Annotated in this window: 17 protein-coding genes; 4 read left to right on the top strand and 13 right to left on the bottom strand. The window is 42.7% G+C overall.

Features of this window, described 5'->3' with window-relative positions; translation table 11 throughout:
- Nucleotides 1-9: 9 nt before the first annotated feature.
- Nucleotides 10-771: a flagellar motor protein PomA gene (gene pomA / locus G6R09_RS05930; RefSeq protein ID WP_065166542.1), complete on the bottom strand. Its 762-nt coding sequence runs from the start codon at nucleotides 769-771 to the stop codon at nucleotides 10-12.
- 355 nt (nucleotides 772-1,126) lie between these two features.
- On the opposite strand from pomA, the gene xseB reads away from it, so the two are divergent.
- From xseB to dxs, 3 genes are read left to right on the top strand one after another with little or no spacing between them, the layout of a single operon-like run.
- The gene (xseB, locus tag G6R09_RS05925; RefSeq protein ID WP_060999473.1) at nucleotides 1,127-1,372 is read left to right on the top strand and encodes an exodeoxyribonuclease VII small subunit; all 246 of its coding nucleotides are present in this window, start codon (nucleotides 1,127-1,129) and stop codon (nucleotides 1,370-1,372) included.
- Complete coding sequence (ispA, locus tag G6R09_RS05920; protein WP_065166543.1) at nucleotides 1,362-2,264, top strand: (2E,6E)-farnesyl diphosphate synthase; 903 nt, start codon at nucleotides 1,362-1,364, stop codon at nucleotides 2,262-2,264. Before xseB ends, ispA begins: the two co-directional genes overlap by 11 nt.
- Nucleotides 2,265-2,288: 24 nt before the next feature.
- Entirely contained in the window at nucleotides 2,289-4,154 is a 1,866-nt protein-coding gene (gene dxs / locus G6R09_RS05915) for a 1-deoxy-D-xylulose-5-phosphate synthase (RefSeq protein ID WP_065166544.1), read from the top strand.
- 101 nt (nucleotides 4,155-4,255) lie between these two features.
- On the opposite strand, the gene pgpA is transcribed toward dxs, so the two are convergent.
- The 12 genes from pgpA to purL form a co-directional block, all read right to left on the bottom strand.
- Complete coding sequence (pgpA, locus tag G6R09_RS05910; RefSeq protein WP_082732193.1) at nucleotides 4,256-4,744, bottom strand: phosphatidylglycerophosphatase A; 489 nt, start codon at nucleotides 4,742-4,744, stop codon at nucleotides 4,256-4,258.
- A 9-nt stretch (nucleotides 4,745-4,753) separates the two neighbouring features.
- On the bottom strand, nucleotides 4,754-5,737 hold the full coding sequence (gene thiL / locus G6R09_RS05905; protein WP_163921192.1) for a thiamine-phosphate kinase: 984 nt from the start codon (nucleotides 5,735-5,737) through the stop codon (nucleotides 4,754-4,756).
- Nucleotides 5,738-5,812: 75 nt separating this feature from the next.
- Nucleotides 5,813-6,286, bottom strand: a complete 474-nt coding sequence (gene nusB, locus G6R09_RS05900; protein ID WP_065166546.1) for a transcription antitermination factor NusB — start codon at nucleotides 6,284-6,286, stop codon at nucleotides 5,813-5,815.
- Nucleotides 6,286-6,756 carry a 6,7-dimethyl-8-ribityllumazine synthase gene (ribE, locus tag G6R09_RS05895; protein WP_036795804.1) on the bottom strand — a complete coding sequence of 157 codons (471 nt, stop codon included), beginning with the start codon at nucleotides 6,754-6,756 and terminating at the stop codon, nucleotides 6,286-6,288. The genes nusB and ribE overlap by 1 nt, the downstream gene beginning before the upstream one ends.
- Before the next feature lie 161 nt (nucleotides 6,757-6,917).
- Nucleotides 6,918-8,021 carry a bifunctional 3,4-dihydroxy-2-butanone-4-phosphate synthase/GTP cyclohydrolase II gene (gene ribBA, locus G6R09_RS05890; protein WP_065176656.1) on the bottom strand — a complete coding sequence of 368 codons (1,104 nt, stop codon included), beginning with the start codon at nucleotides 8,019-8,021 and terminating at the stop codon, nucleotides 6,918-6,920.
- Nucleotides 8,022-8,068: 47 nt separating this feature from the next.
- The gene (locus tag G6R09_RS05885; RefSeq protein WP_060999461.1) at nucleotides 8,069-8,725 is read right to left on the bottom strand and encodes a riboflavin synthase; all 657 of its coding nucleotides are present in this window, start codon (nucleotides 8,723-8,725) and stop codon (nucleotides 8,069-8,071) included.
- Nucleotides 8,726-8,748: 23 nt separating this feature from the next.
- Nucleotides 8,749-9,873, bottom strand: coding sequence for a bifunctional diaminohydroxyphosphoribosylaminopyrimidine deaminase/5-amino-6-(5-phosphoribosylamino)uracil reductase RibD (ribD, locus tag G6R09_RS05880; protein WP_200813366.1), 1,125 nt, complete (start codon nucleotides 9,871-9,873; stop codon nucleotides 8,749-8,751).
- A 27-nt stretch (nucleotides 9,874-9,900) separates the two neighbouring features.
- Nucleotides 9,901-10,350 (bottom strand): transcriptional regulator NrdR, encoded by a 450-nt coding sequence (nrdR, locus tag G6R09_RS05875; RefSeq protein WP_045031203.1) that lies wholly within the window; start codon nucleotides 10,348-10,350, stop codon nucleotides 9,901-9,903.
- A gap of 216 nt (nucleotides 10,351-10,566) precedes the next feature.
- Nucleotides 10,567-11,817: a serine hydroxymethyltransferase gene (glyA, locus tag G6R09_RS05870; RefSeq protein WP_065166549.1), complete on the bottom strand. Its 1,251-nt coding sequence runs from the start codon at nucleotides 11,815-11,817 to the stop codon at nucleotides 10,567-10,569.
- Between the two features lie 297 nt (nucleotides 11,818-12,114).
- Nucleotides 12,115-12,453, bottom strand: coding sequence for a nitrogen regulatory protein P-II (gene glnB / locus G6R09_RS05865; RefSeq protein ID WP_006646656.1), 339 nt, complete (start codon nucleotides 12,451-12,453; stop codon nucleotides 12,115-12,117).
- A gap of 105 nt (nucleotides 12,454-12,558) precedes the next feature.
- Nucleotides 12,559-12,963: a hypothetical protein gene (locus G6R09_RS05860; RefSeq protein ID WP_163921189.1), complete on the bottom strand. Its 405-nt coding sequence runs from the start codon at nucleotides 12,961-12,963 to the stop codon at nucleotides 12,559-12,561.
- 183 nt (nucleotides 12,964-13,146) lie between these two features.
- A complete protein-coding gene (gene purL / locus G6R09_RS05855) occupies nucleotides 13,147-17,064 on the bottom strand; it encodes a phosphoribosylformylglycinamidine synthase (RefSeq protein WP_163921186.1) in 3,918 nt (1,305 codons plus the stop codon).
- 391 nt (nucleotides 17,065-17,455) lie between these two features.
- Here purL and mltF point away from each other — a divergent pair, with 391 nt between their 5' ends.
- Nucleotides 17,456-18,952: a membrane-bound lytic murein transglycosylase MltF gene (gene mltF, locus G6R09_RS05850; protein ID WP_082967938.1), complete on the top strand. Its 1,497-nt coding sequence runs from the start codon at nucleotides 17,456-17,458 to the stop codon at nucleotides 18,950-18,952.
- Nucleotides 18,953-19,179: the final 227 nt, after the last annotated feature.

Genomic DNA, 19,179 nt, shown 5'->3' with positions numbered 1-19,179 from the left:
GCTTAGCTCTTATTCATCAAAGTTCAATCGACGCTTTTTCTCGTGCAGATAGTTCTTTAAATAACTATCAATCACGCGCGGATTTTGTCCCTCTTGAATAGCTAATACACCATCAAGAATCAGTAATCGGTTCAAGCGCTCTTCGTTTTTACGTAACATCAATTTATCAGCAATCGGTAACGCCACCATATTCGCCAAAATCGAACCATATAACGTAGTTAACAACGCTACTGCCATTGCAGGCCCTATCGATTTAGGATCATCCATATTTGACAGCATCGCCACCAAGCCAATTAGAGTACCGATCATTCCCATTGCCGGTGCGACATCACCAAGTGATGAAAATATGCTTGCACCCTGTTCATGGCGCTCATTGGTTAACGCAATATCTTTACGTAATATCATTCGCACCGTATCGGCATCATGACCGTCAACCAGCAAATCAATACCTTTGCGTAAAAACGGATTCTCTACTTCCATTTCTTCTAAAGCTAAAAACCCCCCTTTGCGGGCAGAATCAGCCATAGTGACAATCTGAGCAATAAGATCATCGGGTTTATCAGTCTTAAATATAAACGCTTTTGCCGCCACTTTCGCAGCCCCAAAAAACTGACTGACATTGTATTTCATCAACACAACAAATAAGCTGCCACCAATAACGATAAATACCGACGAGGTATCGGCAAACATCACCAAATCACCACCGACTAACATTGCCATCAAAATAAAAGCAAATGCACCTAATAACCCAATAAGTGTTGCCAAATCCACGCTGAATCTCCTTCACTGTCATGGTTAATTATTACCTTAACGATCTGACAGCTAATTAACATATAACAAGAATTTATAAGGATAATAGTGAGAGTTCATCAAACAGCAGTACCATACCGCCTTATAAAATTAACTTTGCGAGCTATAGGATAAAAACCATAGTGCTATCTACTGCAAGCTAACTCTTTATCGGCCATGATTAGGTTTCATTGAGGGTTTTATTACCACTTTTGAGTGATTTTTATTGCTTTCAACGATGAAAACTACTGTCTGTGGCACAGATTACTGTGACATAATTTGACCTTAGATAGTCACTACGTTATTTTTCTTGCACTTAGATAAGAGTGAAAATGATATGGCAGCAAAAAAACCAGAGAATATGGCATTCGAAGCCGCACTTGATGAGCTAGATGCCATTGTCAATGAACTAGAATCGGGTGATATTCCATTAGAAGATGCGCTAAAGAAATTTGAGCGTGGTATTTCATTAGCTCGTAACAGTCAGTTAAAGTTAACTCAAGCAGAACAGCGAGTAGAAATTTTATTACGTGCTGATGATAATGCACCACTAACAGACTTTGAGCCAAACCATGACGAATAGTGCATCGCTACCGCAGACGTTAAAAACGCTGCAACAACGCAATAACCAATGCCTCATGGATTGGTTAGCAAAACAACCTTTTTCAGACCAAACCCTGCTAAAAGCAATGAAGCATGGTACTCTGCTGGGCGGAAAGCGCGCGCGTCCTTACCTGACTTACGTGACTGGCGAAATGCTTGGGGTTGATTATGATGATCTCGACACCGCGGCAGCAGCAGTTGAATGTATTCATGCGTATTCATTAATTCATGATGATTTACCTGCAATGGATGACGATGCATTACGCCGTGGTCAACCAACTTGCCATATTGCGTTTGATGAAGCGATGGCTATTTTAGCCGGCGATGCTCTGCAAACATTAGCCTTTGAAATTATTGCCCAAGGCCGATTGAGTCCAGAAGGACATCAACAACGTATCGCGATGGTCAGTGAATTAGCACAAGCTTCTGGTGCTGCTGGCATGTGTCTTGGACAAGCGCTCGATTTAGAAGCTGAAGGTCAACATGTTGGGCTTGAGCAACTAGAATTAATACATAAACACAAAACAGGCGCATTGATCCGTTGTGCCGTTCGCCTAGGTGCACTAGCTGCTGGCGATAAAGGACGTCAAGTTCTGCCTCAGCTAGATAAGTATGCCGACGCTATAGGCCTTGCATTTCAAGTTCAAGATGACATTTTAGATGTAATCAGCGACACTGAAACGTTAGGCAAACCTCAAGGCTCAGATATTGAGCTTGATAAAAGTACCTACCCCGCACTACTTGGGCTAGAAGGCGCACAACAAAAAGCGCAACAACTTTATCAAGAGGCGCTACAAGCGTTAGCAGCGATACCTTACAATACCTATCAATTGGAAGTTTTTGCCCGATATGTTATCGAGCGCAATAACTAAAATCAGTAAAAGCGCCGAACAGTTATGACTTTGGATATCTCAAAATACCCGCATCTCGCATTAGCAAATACGCCAGATGAATTACGATTATTGCCCGCTGAAAGTCTGCCTCAAGTCTGTGATGAGTTACGTACTTATTTACTCAAGACGGTAAGCCAAACCAGCGGCCATTTTGCCTCCGGACTCGGTACAGTCGAACTGACCGTTGCGCTTCACTATGTCTATAATACTCCGTTTGATCATGTGATCTGGGATGTTGGTCATCAGGCTTACCCGCATAAAATCCTAACGGGCCGTCGCGATCAAATGTCAACCATTCGCCAAAAAGACGGGTTGCATCCTTTTCCTTGGCGTGGCGAAAGTGAATACGATGTGCTATCTGTCGGTCATTCATCGACGTCAATCAGTGCCGGTTTAGGTATGGCGATTGCTGCTGAAAAAGAAGCGTTAGGCCGTAAAGTTGTCAGTGTTATTGGCGATGGTGCAATTACCGCAGGTATGGCGTTTGAAGCCATGAACCATGCCGGTGATATACACAGTGATATGTTAGTCATCCTTAATGATAACGAGATGTCAATTTCTGAAAATGTCGGTGGTTTAAGTAATCACTTAGCCCACTTACTGGCAGGGAACTTTTACGCATCCATTCGCGAAGGGGGTAAAAAAGTCCTGTCTAATGCGCCGCCGATTAAAGAAATCGTTAAACGTGCAGAAGAACATATTAAAGGTATGGTTGTTCCAAGCACCATGTTTGAAGAGCTTGGTTTTAATTATATCGGCCCAATTGATGGTCATGATATTGATGAGTTAGTGAAAACACTTAAGAATATGCGTCACCTTAAAGGGCCGCAATTTCTACATATCATGACTAAAAAAGGCAAAGGCTATGCGCCAGCTGAAGCAGATCCAATTAATTACCATGCGGTACCTAAATTTGATCTAAGTGAAAAACCACTGCCTAAAGCTAAAAATGCTAGTCCAACGTTTTCTAAAATCTTTGGCGATTGGCTGTGTGATATGGCTGCCGTTGATGACAAACTGATGGCTATCACACCAGCAATGCGCGAAGGCTCTGGCATGGTACGCTTTTCAAAAGAATACCCAGACCAGTATTTTGATGTCGCAATCGCTGAGCAACATGCTGTTACCTTAGCAAGCGGTATGGCAATTGGTGGCTATCACCCAATTGTGGCGATTTACTCGACCTTTTTACAACGTGGCTATGACCAGTTAATCCATGATGTTGCGATTATGGATTTACCGGTGATGTTTGCTATTGATCGCGCTGGGTTAGTCGGTGCCGATGGTCAAACTCACCAAGGTGCATTTGATATTAGCTTTATGCGCTGTATTCCTAATATGGTAATTATGGCACCAAGCGACGAAAATGAATGTCGCCAAATGCTCTATACAGGTCATCAGCATCAAGGTCCGACAGCGGTACGTTACCCGCGCGGTTGTGGTCTTGGAACTGAGGTTGAAACCACCATGACAGCCCTTGAAATTGGTAAGGGCATCGTCCGTCGCCAAGGTGAAAAAGTGGCTATTTTAAACTTTGGTGCCATGCTAGGTTATAGCTTAGATGCCGCTGAAAATTTAAATGCTACTGTTGCTGACATGCGGTTTGTAAAGCCACTTGATGAAGCATTAATTCTTGAATTAGCCGCTAATCATGATGTGCTCGTCACCGTTGAAGAAAATGCGATTGCTGGCGGTGCTGGTAGTGGCGTGATTGAGTTCCTAATGCAACAGAAATGCATTAAACCAGTGTTAACGATTGGTCTACCTGATCGTTTCATTGAACAAGGCACTCAAGCTGAACTTCACCGTATGCTAGAAATCGATGGTCCAGGTATTGAGAAGCAAATTGTTGAATATCTTGCTAAATAACCACTAATTAGTCGTTATTATCATTAATAAAGATATAAAAAAAGCCATGAATAATAACCGATTCATGGCTTTTTTATTGACTGATTAACCGTAAAGAGGGCTTAAAAACCCAACCAGTAACCAACGAACCACAATGATATCATTGCCATAAATCCAGCTAGCACATCATCAATCATAATACCAAAGCCACCTTCAACATGTTTATCCAACCAGCTGATCGGCCATGGCTTTAGCATGTCAAAAAAGCGGAATAAAATAAAGCCGGCTAAGATCCATTGCCAAGATACCGTTGGCGCAACGGCCATGGTGATCCAAAAACCGACAAATTCATCCCACACGATGCTGCCGTGGTCATGCACTTTCATATCAGTTGAGGTTATATGACAAATACGGATCCCGATAATCGCAGCAACCAATACTGCCACTAAGTACCAACCAAAAGGTAATTGGGCAAGGATAAGGTATAAAGGAATAGCTGCGAGTGTTCCCATGGTGCCGGGAATATATTTAGCCAAACCACTACCAAAACCTGTGGCTAATAAGTGCCAAGGATTGTTCATTTTTAATAAATCTTTTGGATTAGTGCTCACGCGAATACCTTAGTTATCTTTAACAACAAAATGATCCCAACCAAACAGTTGCCATGTCAGTGGTTTACCGAATTGTAATAATGACAAGCCGCTACCTGCCTTTACTTTACCAATACAACTATATTTAACATTAGTATGCGCTAAAGCGGCTTTTAATGCATCTCGATTAGCTGCTGGGGCAGTAAAACATAGCTCATACTCTTCACCACTGGATAATGCCAGCTGCTGTGCTTGTTGGCGATCACCTTTACAAAATGCTAATAATTCAGCAGATAATGGTAATTGCTCGACCTCAATTTCAATGGCGATGTCTGATCGCTCTGCAATATGTTTTACGTCAGCGACCACACCATCAGAAATATCTAAAGCTGCCGAAGCAATACCGCGTAAAGCCTCACCAACACTGACTCGAGGTGACGCTTTAAAATGCCGCTCTATAAGGGTTGCTGCTAAATGAGCATCACAATCTTGTTGGCCTAATATCAAGGCTAATCCTGCAGCACTATCACCAAGGTAACCGGTGACATAGACATCATCCTCAACTTGAGCACCACTGCGGGTTAATGCTTGACCGCGTGGCACCAAGCCTTGCACGGTCAAAGTAATACTCAATGGCCCCTTGGTGGTGTCGCCACCAATTAATTGAATATTATATTGATTGGCAAGCTCAAAAAAACTATGGCAAAAAGGGGCTAACCACGCTTCATCAATAGTGGGCAATGTTAACGCCAATGACACCCATGCTGGGGTTGCGCCCATTGCAGCTAAATCACTTAAATTAGACGCCAACGCTTTATAAGCAACCGCTGCTGGATCAGCGTCAGCTAAAAAATGGGTACCAGCAACCAGTGAATCGGTACTCACTGCGACAGAATAATCAGCAGCTACATTCACGAGTGCACAATCATCACCAATCGCTAAAGCAACATCATCACGTTGCAATTGCTGCTGAGCGAAATAATGTTTAATGATATCAAATTCATTTTTTGCCATAGTTCTCTTTTTCCTCAATAAAAAAAAGCCAGCTAATAAGCTGACTTCTTTCATCGTACTCAACGCAATAAAAAATTACTTATCTTTTTTACGTAGAGATGGTGCAGCTTTATCTAACACACCATTGACGAATTTGTGGCTATCTTCGGCACCGAAGAGTTTCGCTAATTCGATTGCTTCGTTGATCACAACTTTAAATGGTACGTCTTCACGCTTAACCATTTCGTACATTGCAAGACGAAGTAGAGCAAGTTCCATCTGGTCTAGATCCTGAAGAGGACGAGACAAGTATGGGCGCATTTTGCTATCAAGTTCTTGATGGCTTAATACAACACCTGCAAATAAATCGCGGAAATAAGCAACATCAGTGTCTGGCGCTTTACATGCAGGCGCATCAGTTTGATGTTCTTCTTCTTCAAACTTATCGCCTGAAAGGAAATATTGCTCAATATCAGCAACATTACCTTTGGTAAGTTGCCAAGAGTAAACAGCTTGTACAGCAAATTGACGTGCATTACGACGCGCGGCTGGTTTCACAGTAACCCCCATTAGGATTCGATTTGGGACAGGACATTTACCATTTCGAGCGCGCTTAGTGCAGCCTCTGCCCCTTTATTACCAGCCTTGGTACCGGCACGCTCAATGGCTTGTTCTATAGAATCAACAGTCAACACACCAAAAGCAACTGGAGTATTATACTCTAGTGCAACTTGTGCTAGACCCTTGTTACACTCACCAGCAACATAGTCAAAATGAGGTGTACCACCACGAATAACTGAGCCTAATGCTACGATAGCATCATAGCGATCACTCTTCGCAACTTGCTGGGCAACAAGCGGTAATTCATAAGCACCAGGGCAACGAACAACAGTGATATTATCTTCACTAACCTGGCCTTGACGTTTCAGCGCATCTAATGCACCTGAAAGTAAACTTTCGTTAATAAAGCTATTAAAGCGTGCAATTACGATAGCAATTTTTGCGTTTGGTGCCGCGATGGCGCCTTCAATTACCTTCATGGGCCTTCCTGTGACTATGTCTTTCCGGTTTGAGAAACCGCGGGAGTCTAACACACTTTACGATATGTCTGCTATCCACATCCGTCGGTTTCAGAGGATTTGTTACTATTTATTGCGTATTCGTTGATGAACCAACCAATAAGCGCATGATCAATCGTTTGTTATTCGCAAATATATTCAACCACTTCAAGACCAAACCCAGACAGTGAATGGTAGCGTTGCGTGCTTGATGATAATAGGCGCATCTTACCAATACCAAGATCTGATAAGATTTGAGAACCGACACCCACTTGACGTGAAGGATTATATGGACTGACCTTCACTTGTGGACGACCTTCATTTTCAGCGGCAATATTTTTAACTTTATTAATAATACTATCCGTTGAATCTTGCTTGCTCAATACCACCAGTACGCCATTTTCAGCACTGATACGTTGCATTGCTGCAGGCAATGTCCACTGCGTTGCACCTGATTGTAAAATATCTTTAAAGGTATCTTGTAAATGCACTCGCACCAATGTCGATGCATTCGCTTCAATATCACCTTTACATAGCGCGTAATGAATTTGATCATCAATTTTATCGCGGTAAGTGATCATATCAAACTCACCAAATTCAGTATTGAGCTTACACTCACCAACACGCTCAATGGTAGTTTCATGGTGATTACGGTACTCAATAAGATCGGCAATAGTACCCAGCTTTAAGCCGTGCTTTTCAGCAAAAATTTCTAATTGAGGGCGACGTGCCATGGTGCCATCTTCGTTAAGAATCTCAACAATTACACTTGATGGTTCAAGGCCTGCTAAACGGGCAATATCACAACCAGCTTCAGTATGACCAGCACGAGTAAGTACGCCACCTTCTTGTGCCATCAATGGAAAGATATGACCAGGCATCACAATATCAGCAGAAGTCGCATCGGCCGCAACTGCAGCTTGTACGGTACGAGAACGATCAGCAGCTGAAATACCGGTCGTTACACCTGTTGCTGCTTCAATAGAAATAGTAAACGGCGTGCCAAATTGTTCAGTATTATCTTGAACCATCAATGGTAGGCCCAATTTCTGACAACGTGCCTTGCTTAAGGTTAAGCAAATTAAACCACGGCCATACATGGCCATAAAGTTAATCGCTTCTGGGGTGATTTTTTCTGATGCTATGATCAGATCGCCTTCATTTTCGCGATCTTCATCATCCATCAAAATAACCATTTTACCTTGGCGAATATCATCAATGATTTCTTTTGCACTACTTAAAGCCATAATACTACCCTTATTGTTATGTTGCTTTATTACCCATAAAGCAATGCTTAACCGAGAAACCCTGTTCTCGCCAATAAATCCATTGTCACTTGAGGTTGTTTTTCTGCGGCTTTATCACCAAGCATCAATCGTTCAAGGTAACGCGCGATAACATCAACCTCAAGGTTAATTTTACGACCAACACTAAAGTCAGCCATGGTGGTTTCAGCAGCAGTGTGTGGCACGATAGTTAATTTAAATTCATCACCACGCACAGCATTTACTGTCAAGCTAATGCCATCAACCGCCACCGAACCTTTCTCTGAAATATATTTTGCGAGCTGTGGCGGTACTTTGATCCAAAACTCAATCGCACGCCCCACATGCTGGCGCTCAATCACTTCAGCCACAGCATCAACGTGACCAGACACCATATGGCCACCAAAACGGGTGGTCGCTAACATGGCTTTTTCTAAATTAACCACTTGGCCGGCTTTGTAATTCGCAAATGCGGTGCGGTTAAGTGTTTCTAACGAAAGATCAGCGACATAACCTTTACCCGTTAATTTAACCACGGTAAGGCATACACCATTGGTGGCAATACTATCGCCTAACTTAACGTCCGTTAAATCTAAGGTTCCTGAATCAACGGTAACAGCAACATCAGCACCTTTAGGTGTTAGTGCAGATATTTTACCGACAGCTTCTATAATTCCAGTGAACATGCTCAGCCCTTAATTTCACTATTTTATTTATTATTTTGTACGGTTGCCATTATACGAATATCACAATCAATCATACAAACATCAGTAATAGTTAACAACGGCGTTTGTGCCATCGTTGTCAGTCCGCTAATATCAATTAGACCACGACTGTCGCTACCCATTAATTTAGGCGCTTGATATAAAATCAATTTATCCACTAACTGCTGTTGCAATAATGCGCCAGCTAAACGTGCACCAGCTTCGACCCAAATATGATTAATGCCGTATTGCGCCAAGCGCGACATTAATGCCACTAAGTCAAGCTGATGACTGTTAGTTTGAGTTGGAAGTTGCCATTGCTGAACAGAATCAGGCCATGCTTCGGTGCCGATAGACGTGCGAGCTAAGATAGTCTCACCAGGCAGGTGGAAAAGTTGATAATCAGGTGTGAGTCGATTCTGACTGTCAATGATAACCCGTATGGGTTGACGTAATGCCGCTTGAGGATAAGCGTGTTGAACAGCTTGGTCTAATTCACTCCAACGTACATTAAGCGATGGATCATCAGCTATTACGGTAGCACTGGTTGATAAAATCGCACCTGCCTGCGCACGAAAATGTTGCACATCAGCGCGAGCTTTAGGACCTGTGATCCACTTGCTGACGCCATTTGCTAATGCTGTTCGACCATCTAAACTCGCAGCAAGCTTTAATTCAACATATGGCATTTGTAGAGTCATTTGCTTAATAAAGCCAGGATTCAGTGCTTGAGCTTCCGCTGCGAGTACACCAACTTCAACATCGATACCTGCCGCTTGTAACATCGCAATACCACGCCCTGAAACGGCGGGATTAGGATCGACCATCGCACAAACAACCCGTGCAACGTTGGCATTAATTAACGCTTCAGCACAAGCTGGAGTTCGCCCGTAATGGCAGCACGGCTCTAAAGTCACATACACCGTTGCCCCTTGGGCGCGCTGCTGTGCCTGCCGTAATGCAAACACTTCAGCATGAGGCTGTCCTGCCTGATAATGATATCCCTCACCGACGATGTCGTTGCCATTTACTATCACACAGCCAACATTTGGATTAGGGGCGGTGGTATAACGGCCAAGCTTGGCAAGCGCTATGGCTCGCGACATCATTTTTTGATCAGTGTGTGTCATTATTGTTAGTCTTAACGATGCTGAGTGTTAACGTTCTAATTTGGCAATTTCCTCACCAAACTCACGAATATCTTCAAAACTACGATAAACAGAAGCAAACCGGATATAAGCAACTTTATCCAATTCTTTTAACGCTTCCATCACTAAATTACCAATCATCTCCGAAGGCACTTCACGCTCACCTGTCGCTCGAAGACAAGATTTAATACTATTAATTGCCCGTTCAATATCATCAGTACTTACGGGACGTTTCTCTAATGCTCGCTGAATACCGCCGCGTAATTTTTCTTCATTAAACGGATCACGGTTACCATTGGTCTTCACTACGCGAGGCATCACAAGCTCTGCCGTTTCAAACGTAGTATAACGCTCATTACACGCTAAACATTGGCGGCGTCGGCGTACTTGGTGGCCATCGGCAACCAATCGAGAATCGATTACTTTGGTGTCATTTGCACCGCAAAAAGGACAATGCATTTAGCCTCCTACATTCAATCGACTCAGTGTAACCCATTTCATCGCTTTAATAAGACTATCACCCCCTTTTTTCTAATAAATCGGCTTAAAAGTAACAATTATCATTAATAATGGTCGATTTACTTTATTTAAAAAATAAAAAAGGCTCACCTAGAAATAGGCAAGCCTCATCACAACTATTATAACAGCGCTTCAATTACGCTGTTATCGACTCAATTATGCGTATACAGGAAGACGCTTACAGATTTCAAGCACTTTCACTTTAGTGGCTTCAATCACAGCAGTGTCATTAACGTTATCCAACACATCACACATCCAACCAGCTAGTTGACGTGCGTCATCAGCATTAAAACCACGGCGAGTAATAGAAGGCGTACCAACGCGAATACCAGAAGTTACAAACGGGCTACGCGGGTCATTCGGAACGCTATTTTTGTTTACAGTAATGTTTGCTGCACCCAGTGCGGCATCCGCTTCTTTACCTGTAATGCCTTTATCAATTAAATCGACGAGGAATAAGTGGTTTTCAGTGCTACCAGAAACGATCTTGTAACCACGTTTGATAAACTCTTCAACCATGGCTTTGGCGTTGACAACCACATTCGCTTGGTAAACTTTAAACTCAGGTTCCATGGCTTCTTTAAACGCTACCGCTTTCGCTGCGATAACATGCATTAATGGGCCACCTTGACCGCCAGGGAATACTGCAGAGTTGAGCTTTTTGTAAAGCTCTTCACCTTCATTGGATAGAATCAAACCACCACGAGGGCCAGCCAATGTTTTATGGGTAGTCGTGGTAACAACATGCGCATGAGGGACTGGGTTAGGATAAACACCAGCGGCAATCAAACCTGCTACGTGAGCCATATCAACGAATAAATATGCACCTACTTTGTCAGCAATTTCACGCATTTTTTCCCAGTCAACAACTTGAGAATAAGCAGAAAAACCACCAATGATCATTTTTGGTTTATGCTCTAACGCCAATGCTTCCATTTCTTGGTAGTCAATTTGACCACTTTCATCAATACCGTAAGGAATGATGTTGTATAACTTACCAGAGAAGTTTACTGGTGAGCCGTGAGTTAAGTGACCGCCATGTGCCAAGCTCATACCTAATACTGTATCGCCAGCATTCAATAACGCCATGTAAACCGCATTATTTGCTTGAGAGCCTGAGTGCGGCTGAACGTTTGCATACTCAGCACCAAATAACTGACAAGCACGATCAATAGCAAGTTGTTCTGCTTTATCAACAAACTCACAACCACCGTAGTAACGCTTACCAGGGTAACCTTCAGCATATTTATTTGTCAGCTGAGAACCTTGTGCTTCCATTACACGCGGGCTAGTGTAGTTTTCAGAAGCAATCAACTCGATGTGTTCTTCCTGACGGGCTGTTTCTTCCTGAATAGCTGCAAATAGTTCCGCATCATAATCAGCAATGTTCATATCGCGCTTTAACATCTGTATCTCCTGACTCAGCTAAGTTTTATCCTATTTTAAGTAAAAAACGAAAATCCACAAACCTAGACGCCACGTAGACGCAAACGTTTTCGTTTTACTTTTTATCTGCTGACTATCTTACATAAATTGATCTAAATCAGAAAGTCCTAAATGTGCTTTTCTTTGTTGTAAAAAAAATCGATTACTAGACTGACTTCATGCTTCGACAGCTATTTATTAACATAAAATGAAGCCATAAAAAAGGAGCTGCATAATTGCAACTCCTCTTAATGTTTCATCATGATTTACCATCACAAATTAAATAGCATCTTCATCTTCTTCGCCGGTACGAATACGTACCACACGCTCAATATCAAACATGAAGATTTTACCATCGCCAATCTTGCCGGTTTGAGCGGTTTCTACAATGGTGTCGATACATTGTTCTGCAACTTCATCAGTCACTACAATTTCGATTTTCACTTTAGGTAAAAAATCGACCATGTATTCAGCACCACGATAAAGCTCGGTATGGCCTTTTTGTCGACCAAATCCTTTGACTTCCGACACTGTCATGCCCGTGATACCCACTTCAGCTAACGCTTCACGAACATCATCAAGTTTAAATGGCTTAATAATGGCTTCAATTTTTTTCATTGTCATCATCCTTTGCTGAGCAGAAGTTCGGGATCGCAATACTGATCACCGACTTGATTAAATTAGGGTTATTATCACAGATTCAATGCAGTAATTTAATCACATTTAATATTCTTGAATGTAATTAGTTTCCATTCGCCGCAAAAGCAGCAACACGGAATACAGTAATACCAAGCCATTGATTACCATAATAGCAATATCATGATATTTAGCAGGAAAAACATTAGGAATGAAAGGAATTAGACTAAATTGCAAAAATAATGTTACTGCGGGAATATAAAAATAAAGAGGAATAAATCCCCACTTTTCACCTCTAAATAAGCCAACACAAGCAACCACGCCAGAGATCAATACTAATAAAGTAACAATCACAGGCACCATACCCAGTAAATCGTACCTTAACGCATGCACCAATGTCTCAATATGTTGAATCAGACCGATTACCACGAGTACGGCGAGTAACTTCGTCGCACCAATAAGGCGATAATTGCTGGGAATATCCAATCCCATTATTGTTTCATCCTTGTAACGACACCGTGGCCATTTTTACTTATTCGTTATATTAATTATCCCAATGTTTTTTCAAGGTTAATGTGATCAATGTCAACTTCATATTTATTTTATAATTACCGTGGTTACACGATAAAAAAAGCTGCCAAAATTGACAGCTTTTTGATACTAACTAAATGATTGTTAACCGAGATTAACTCGTGCGTTACGGAACATACGCATCCAAGGGCTATTTTCGCTCCAATCATCTGGATGCCAAGAGTTGGCGACAGTACGGAATACTCGCTCTGGGTGCGGCATCATAATGGTGACGCGGCCATCTTGCGTGGTTAAGCCGGTAATACCGTTTGGCGAACCATTAGGGTTAGCAGGGTAGTTTTGAGTCACATTGCCGTAGTTATCAAGGTAACGTAGTGCAATCGTTCCTGACTGCTCAATCGCTGCCAAATGGTCGGCATTACGGACTTCAACTCGACCTTCGCCATGTGAAACCGCGATTGGCATCCGTGAACCTGCCATTTCATTAAAGAACAATGAATCACTCTTTTGTACTTCAACTAAACTAAAGCGCGCTTCAAAACGCTCTGATTCGTTACGCACAAAACGCGGCCATAAATCAGCACCTGGAATCAGCTCATGCAGATTAGACATCATCTGACAACCATTACATACACCTAACGCCAGCGTATCTGGGCGAGTAAAGAATGCAGCAAATTGGTCACGAGCAATATTGTTAAATAACACTGATTTTGCCCAGCCTTCACCCGCACCTAATACATCACCGTAAGAGAAGCCACCACAAGCGACTAAACCATTAAAACCGTCAAGCTGTACCTTACCGCTAAGAATATCACTCATATGAACATCTTTAGCTTCAAAGCCAGCACGATCAAACGCAGCCGCCATTTCAACGTGAGAGTTAACCCCTTGCTCACGTAGAATTGCCATTTGTGGTTTGGCACCAAAATTAATCGCAGGTGCAATAAATGGCGCTGCAACATCTTCATTAATATCAAATGTTAACTGAGTATGTAAGCCTGGATCTTGGGTATCTTTCTTGGCTTCAAATTCTTGTAATGCTCCAGCTGGATTATCACGCATCGCTTGCATTTGATAGGTTGTTTCAGCCCAGATTGCACGTAATTCAGTGCGATTCTGTTCAAGCACTAAATCATTGCCATTCCAAATACGTACAACATCTTCTTCAATCACTGTACCAATGATGTGACTGCATGCCGCTAAACCATTTGCAGCCAGTACAGATTGAACAACGTCAACATCATCACTACGAACTTGAATCACAGCACCCAGTTCTTCGCTAAATAACGCTGCTAGCACATCATCACATTCATCGGTTGCGGTAGTATTAATATCAACTTCAATACCCGTGTGACCGGCAAATGCCATTTCAGCTAAGGTAACATACAGACCACCATCACCTCGGTCATGGTAAGCCAATAACTTATCATCACGCACCAAGGTTTGCATTGCATAGAAGAAGCCTTTTAGTAATTCAGGGCTATCAACGTCAGCGGTTTTATCACCTAATTGCTTATAAACTTGTGCTAAAGCGGTCGCACCCAAACGGTTTTGACCACAACCGAGATCGATTAAGATTAAGCTAGATTCGCCTTTATCGGTGCGTAATTGCGGTGTCACGGTTTTACGGACATCTTCAACGCGACCAAAAGCAGTGATCACTAATGACAATGGTGAGGTGACTTCTTTTTCCTCACCATTTTGCTGCCACTTCGTTTTCATTGACATTGAATCTTTACCCACAGGGATAGTTAACCCTAATGCTGGGCATAGTTCTTCGCCAATGGCTTTTACTGCTTCGTATAAGCCGGCATCTTCACCAGGGTGACCCGCAGGTGACATCCAGTTAGCCGATAAGTTAATCCGCTTCATATCGCCGATATCAGTCGCTGCAATATTGGTGATCGCTTCACCAACTGCTAAACGCGCAGAAGCACCAAAGTTAAGCAGCGCAACAGGCGTACGCTCACCCATCGACATCGCTTCGCCGTGGTAACTATCATAACTTGCTGCGGTTACCGCACAGTTAGCCACTGGCACTTGCCAAGGACCGACCATTTGATCACGTGCAACCAGTCCGGTAACACTGCGATCACCGATGGTAATTAGAAACGTTTTTTCCGCTACTGCAGGCAGACGTAAAACACGTTGCGTGGCAGCTTCAATGGTGATCTCACTGCGATCAAGTGGCTGCCCAACCACTGTCAGCGTTTGTGCATCGCGGTGCATCTTCGGCGCTTTACCCAATAAAATATCCATTGGCATATCAATTGGAGTGTTGTCGAAATGACTATCTTCAAGGCTTAAATGACGCTCAGCTGTGGCTTCGCCTACGACTGCATAAGGTGCACGTTCACGCTGACAAATAGCATCAAATGTTGCCATGTTTTCAGGTGCAATCGCTAATACATAACGCTCTTGTGATTCATTACACCAAATCTCAAGTGGACTCATGCCAGGTTCATCATTGGGTACATCACGTAGCTGGAATTTACCACCACGCTCACCATCATTGACGAGCTCTGGTAAAGCATTAGAAATACCCCCCGCGCCTACGTCGTGAATAAAGGCAATCGGGTTGTCATCACCCATCTGCCAACAACCATCAATCACTTCCTGACAACGACGTTCCATTTCTGGGTTTTCACGCTGTACTGAAGCGAAATCTAAATCTTCTGCTGATTGACCAGATGCCATTGATGATGCAGCACCGCCACCGAGACCGATGTTCATTGCCGGACCACCAAGTACAATTAACTTAGCGCCAACAGGGATCTCTTTCTTCTGGACGTGATCGGCACGAATATTACCCATACCACCAGCAATCATGATTGGCTTATGATAACCACGGATTTCTTCACCCGCGTGAGAAGTGACTTTTTCTTCGTAAGTACGGAAATAACCTAATAAGTTAGGACGGCCAAATTCGTTATTAAATGCGGCGCCACCTAATGGGCCCTCAAGCATAATATCTAACGCGGTAACGATACGATCTGGCTTACCAAAATCGGTTTCCCACGGCTGTTCAAAACCAGGTACACGTAAGTTAGAAACCGTAAAGCCAACTAAACCAGCTTTAGGTTTGCCGCCAATACCAGTTGCGCCTTCATCACGAATCTCACCACCTGAGCCTGTCGCTGCGCCCGGCCACGGTGAAATTGCCGTTGGGTGGTTATGGGTTTCTACTTTCATCAAAATGTGATTATCTTCTTGATGATAAGTGTATTGACGAGATTGTGGATCTGGGAAGAAACGTCCCACATGCGAGCCTTCCATTACCGCAGCATTGTCTTTGTAAGCTGACAACACATGCTCATGGTTATGCTCATAGGTATTTTTAATCATTTTAAATAATGATTTTGGCTGATCGACACCATCGATAGTCCAATCAGCATTAAAAATCTTGTGGCGACAATGCTCCGAGTTCGCTTGAGCAAACATCATTAATTCAATGTCGTTAGGGTTACGACCGAGCTTAGTAAAGTTTTCAACCAAGTAATCAATTTCATCTTCCGCTAAAGCCAAACCTAAACTAAGGTTCGCTTGCGCTAATGCTTGGCGTCCGCCAGTTAAAATATCAACACTTTTAACTGGTGCTGGTTGAGCTTGAATAAATAACGCTGCTGCTGCCTCAACATTATCTACCACCACTTCCATCATGCGGTCATGAAGTAATGCTTTTAACTCACTCAATTGTGGTGCTGTTAGCGGCGATGATGATTCAACATAATAAGCACTGCCACGCTCAAGGCGTTTAATAGTGGTTAAACCACAATTACGAGCAATATCAGTCGATTTTGAAGACCAAGGAGAAATGGTGCCAGGACGAGGAATAACAAGTAGCAATAAACCTTTAGGTTCGTGCTCTGCAATCGTTGGGCCGTATGTGAGTAGACTTGTTAGTTTAGCTTGTTCATCAGCTGTTAACGTTGTCGCTACATCAGCAAAATGTGCAAACTCAGCATAAATACTGATAATTGGCAGATCTAACTCATGACAACGCTCAAGTAACTTATTAACGCGAAACTCAGACAAAGCGGGTGAACCACGCAAAATTTCCATGTGCAAAGGTCTCTCGATTAGCAGGTTAAAAAAAGTGGTATTGAGGTAAACTTCATCATCTAGAAGCCTATCTCAATAACACCTAATGCACCTTTGTGCTCTGCTGCACTACTAGGCAACGGTTAATGAGCGCCTAGTATAAGGGAATTTTTTTTGTGACGTAACACCTGACGCAACCGTTTGCGTGTTTTTTTTTCAATCTTTATAAAAATATCAAAAAAATCCCTATTACTGTTATTTTTGGGTCATTTTTTAACCATAAAATAGCGTAATGTTTGCTTAACTATTCCAATATCTAAATTATGATCATCAACTTAACAGTTCAACTTTGCGCAATTAGCAGGGTTTGATATAAATAGCCGTTAATTTTTACTGTGGGTCAGCTTAGTTGATAAATATACAATTCTTCACTCTACTACGTCGTATGATGAGCATTTTATTATTAATATTGCTAACTAACGGCTGCCAGTGGCAAGAAAACAAAACCACTAGCCTTGAAAAAATCCGCAAAAGTGGCGTATTACGGGTGGGAACGCTAAATAACCAACTGTCCTACTATATTGGTGCAGAAGGTCCAACGGGGCTGGATTATGAACTCGCACAAACTTTTGCTAAAAAGCTGGGAGTTAAACTTGAAATAACTGCCATGTTTACTTTATCAGAGTTATTTCCCGCCTTAGAGCGTGGCGATATTGATATTATTGCAGCCGGTCTTGCTGTAACGCCCGATCGCCTGCAAGATTTTCATCCGGCGCCAGCTTATTACTACGCCAGCCAAATTGTGGTGTATAAAAAAGGCCAACGTCGCCCTCGAGATCTCACTGAGCTGGCAAAAAATAATGGCCGTTTAGCCGTTGTCAGTGGATCTAGCCATGAACAAAAACTAGAGCTGATTCGTAAAAATCACCCAACACTGCAATGGCAATCAATGCCAGAATCAGACATTAACGATCTATTAATTAAAGTCGCCAACGGTGATCTCGATTATACCGTGGCTGATTCTGTTGATGTGGCGCTATTACAACGTATCCATCCTGATATCGCCGTTGCACTTGAATTAACTCAAGATGAACCTGTAAGTTGGTTTGTTAAGCAAAGCAGCAACGATAGTTTATATGCGCTTATCATTGAGTTTTTTGGGCAATTGAAACAAAACGGCACTATGGCGCAATTGGAAGAGAAATATTTTGGTCATATCGACCAATTTGATTATGTTGATACCCGTGCATTTTTACGTGCAGTGAACAACACACTGCCGCAATGGGAGGCGTTATTTAAACAATATGCTAATGGCTTTGATTGGCGTTTATTAGCGGCACTATCTTACCAAGAATCGCATTGGGATCCGCAAGCAGTATCACCAACCGGCGTTCGAGGCATGATGATGTTAACCCTGCCAACAGCAGAATCTGTCGGTGTCACCAATCGTTTAGATCCAGAACAAAGCATTCGTGGTGGCAGTGAATACCTGCGTAAGATGATTGCACGTGTACCTGACAGTATTGAAGAACATGAAAAAGTGTGGTTTGCACTCGCCTCTTATAATGTCGGCTTTGGTCACTTGATGGATGCACGTCGATTAACTAAGTCACAAGGGGGTAATCCCAATACTTGGGCTGATGTCAAACAACGACTACCATTATTAGGACAACGTAAATATTACACTCAATCACGCTATGGCTACGCGAGAGGTGATGAAGCGTTAAATTACGTCGAAGGTATTCGGCGTTATTATCAAAGTATTATTGGCTATGAGCGCGCTCACAGCGGTAAGTATGAAAATGAGCATCTAAAAATTATTGATGGTCTACAAACCATCAATACGCCACCAACACTGTTGGCACCGACAGCGTCACCATCAACGTCATCGGTACAGGTAACGCCATAATCATAACGGTAACCAGCAGCCATAAAAATAGCCATAGGAACCCACCTATGGCATGGCCACTATTTAGAGTAATCGTCTGATTTTTTACGCAATGAGAGTTTGATCAACCTTTGATCATCAACTGCTAAAGATTACTACCAATAGGTGCATTGTTATGCATAATGAAATTAACAACATTAAACAATGGCATTGCTAACGGTGGCTGCGAGGTTTATTCGCGGGCTGGT

Source organism: Photobacterium sp. Alg240-V54 (assembly GCF_900537155.1).
In the GTDB taxonomy this organism is placed as follows: domain Bacteria; phylum Pseudomonadota; class Gammaproteobacteria; order Enterobacterales; family Vibrionaceae; genus Photobacterium.
Note: the sequence above shows the minus strand (reverse complement) of the source record. Positions and strands in the feature narration are given on the sequence as shown.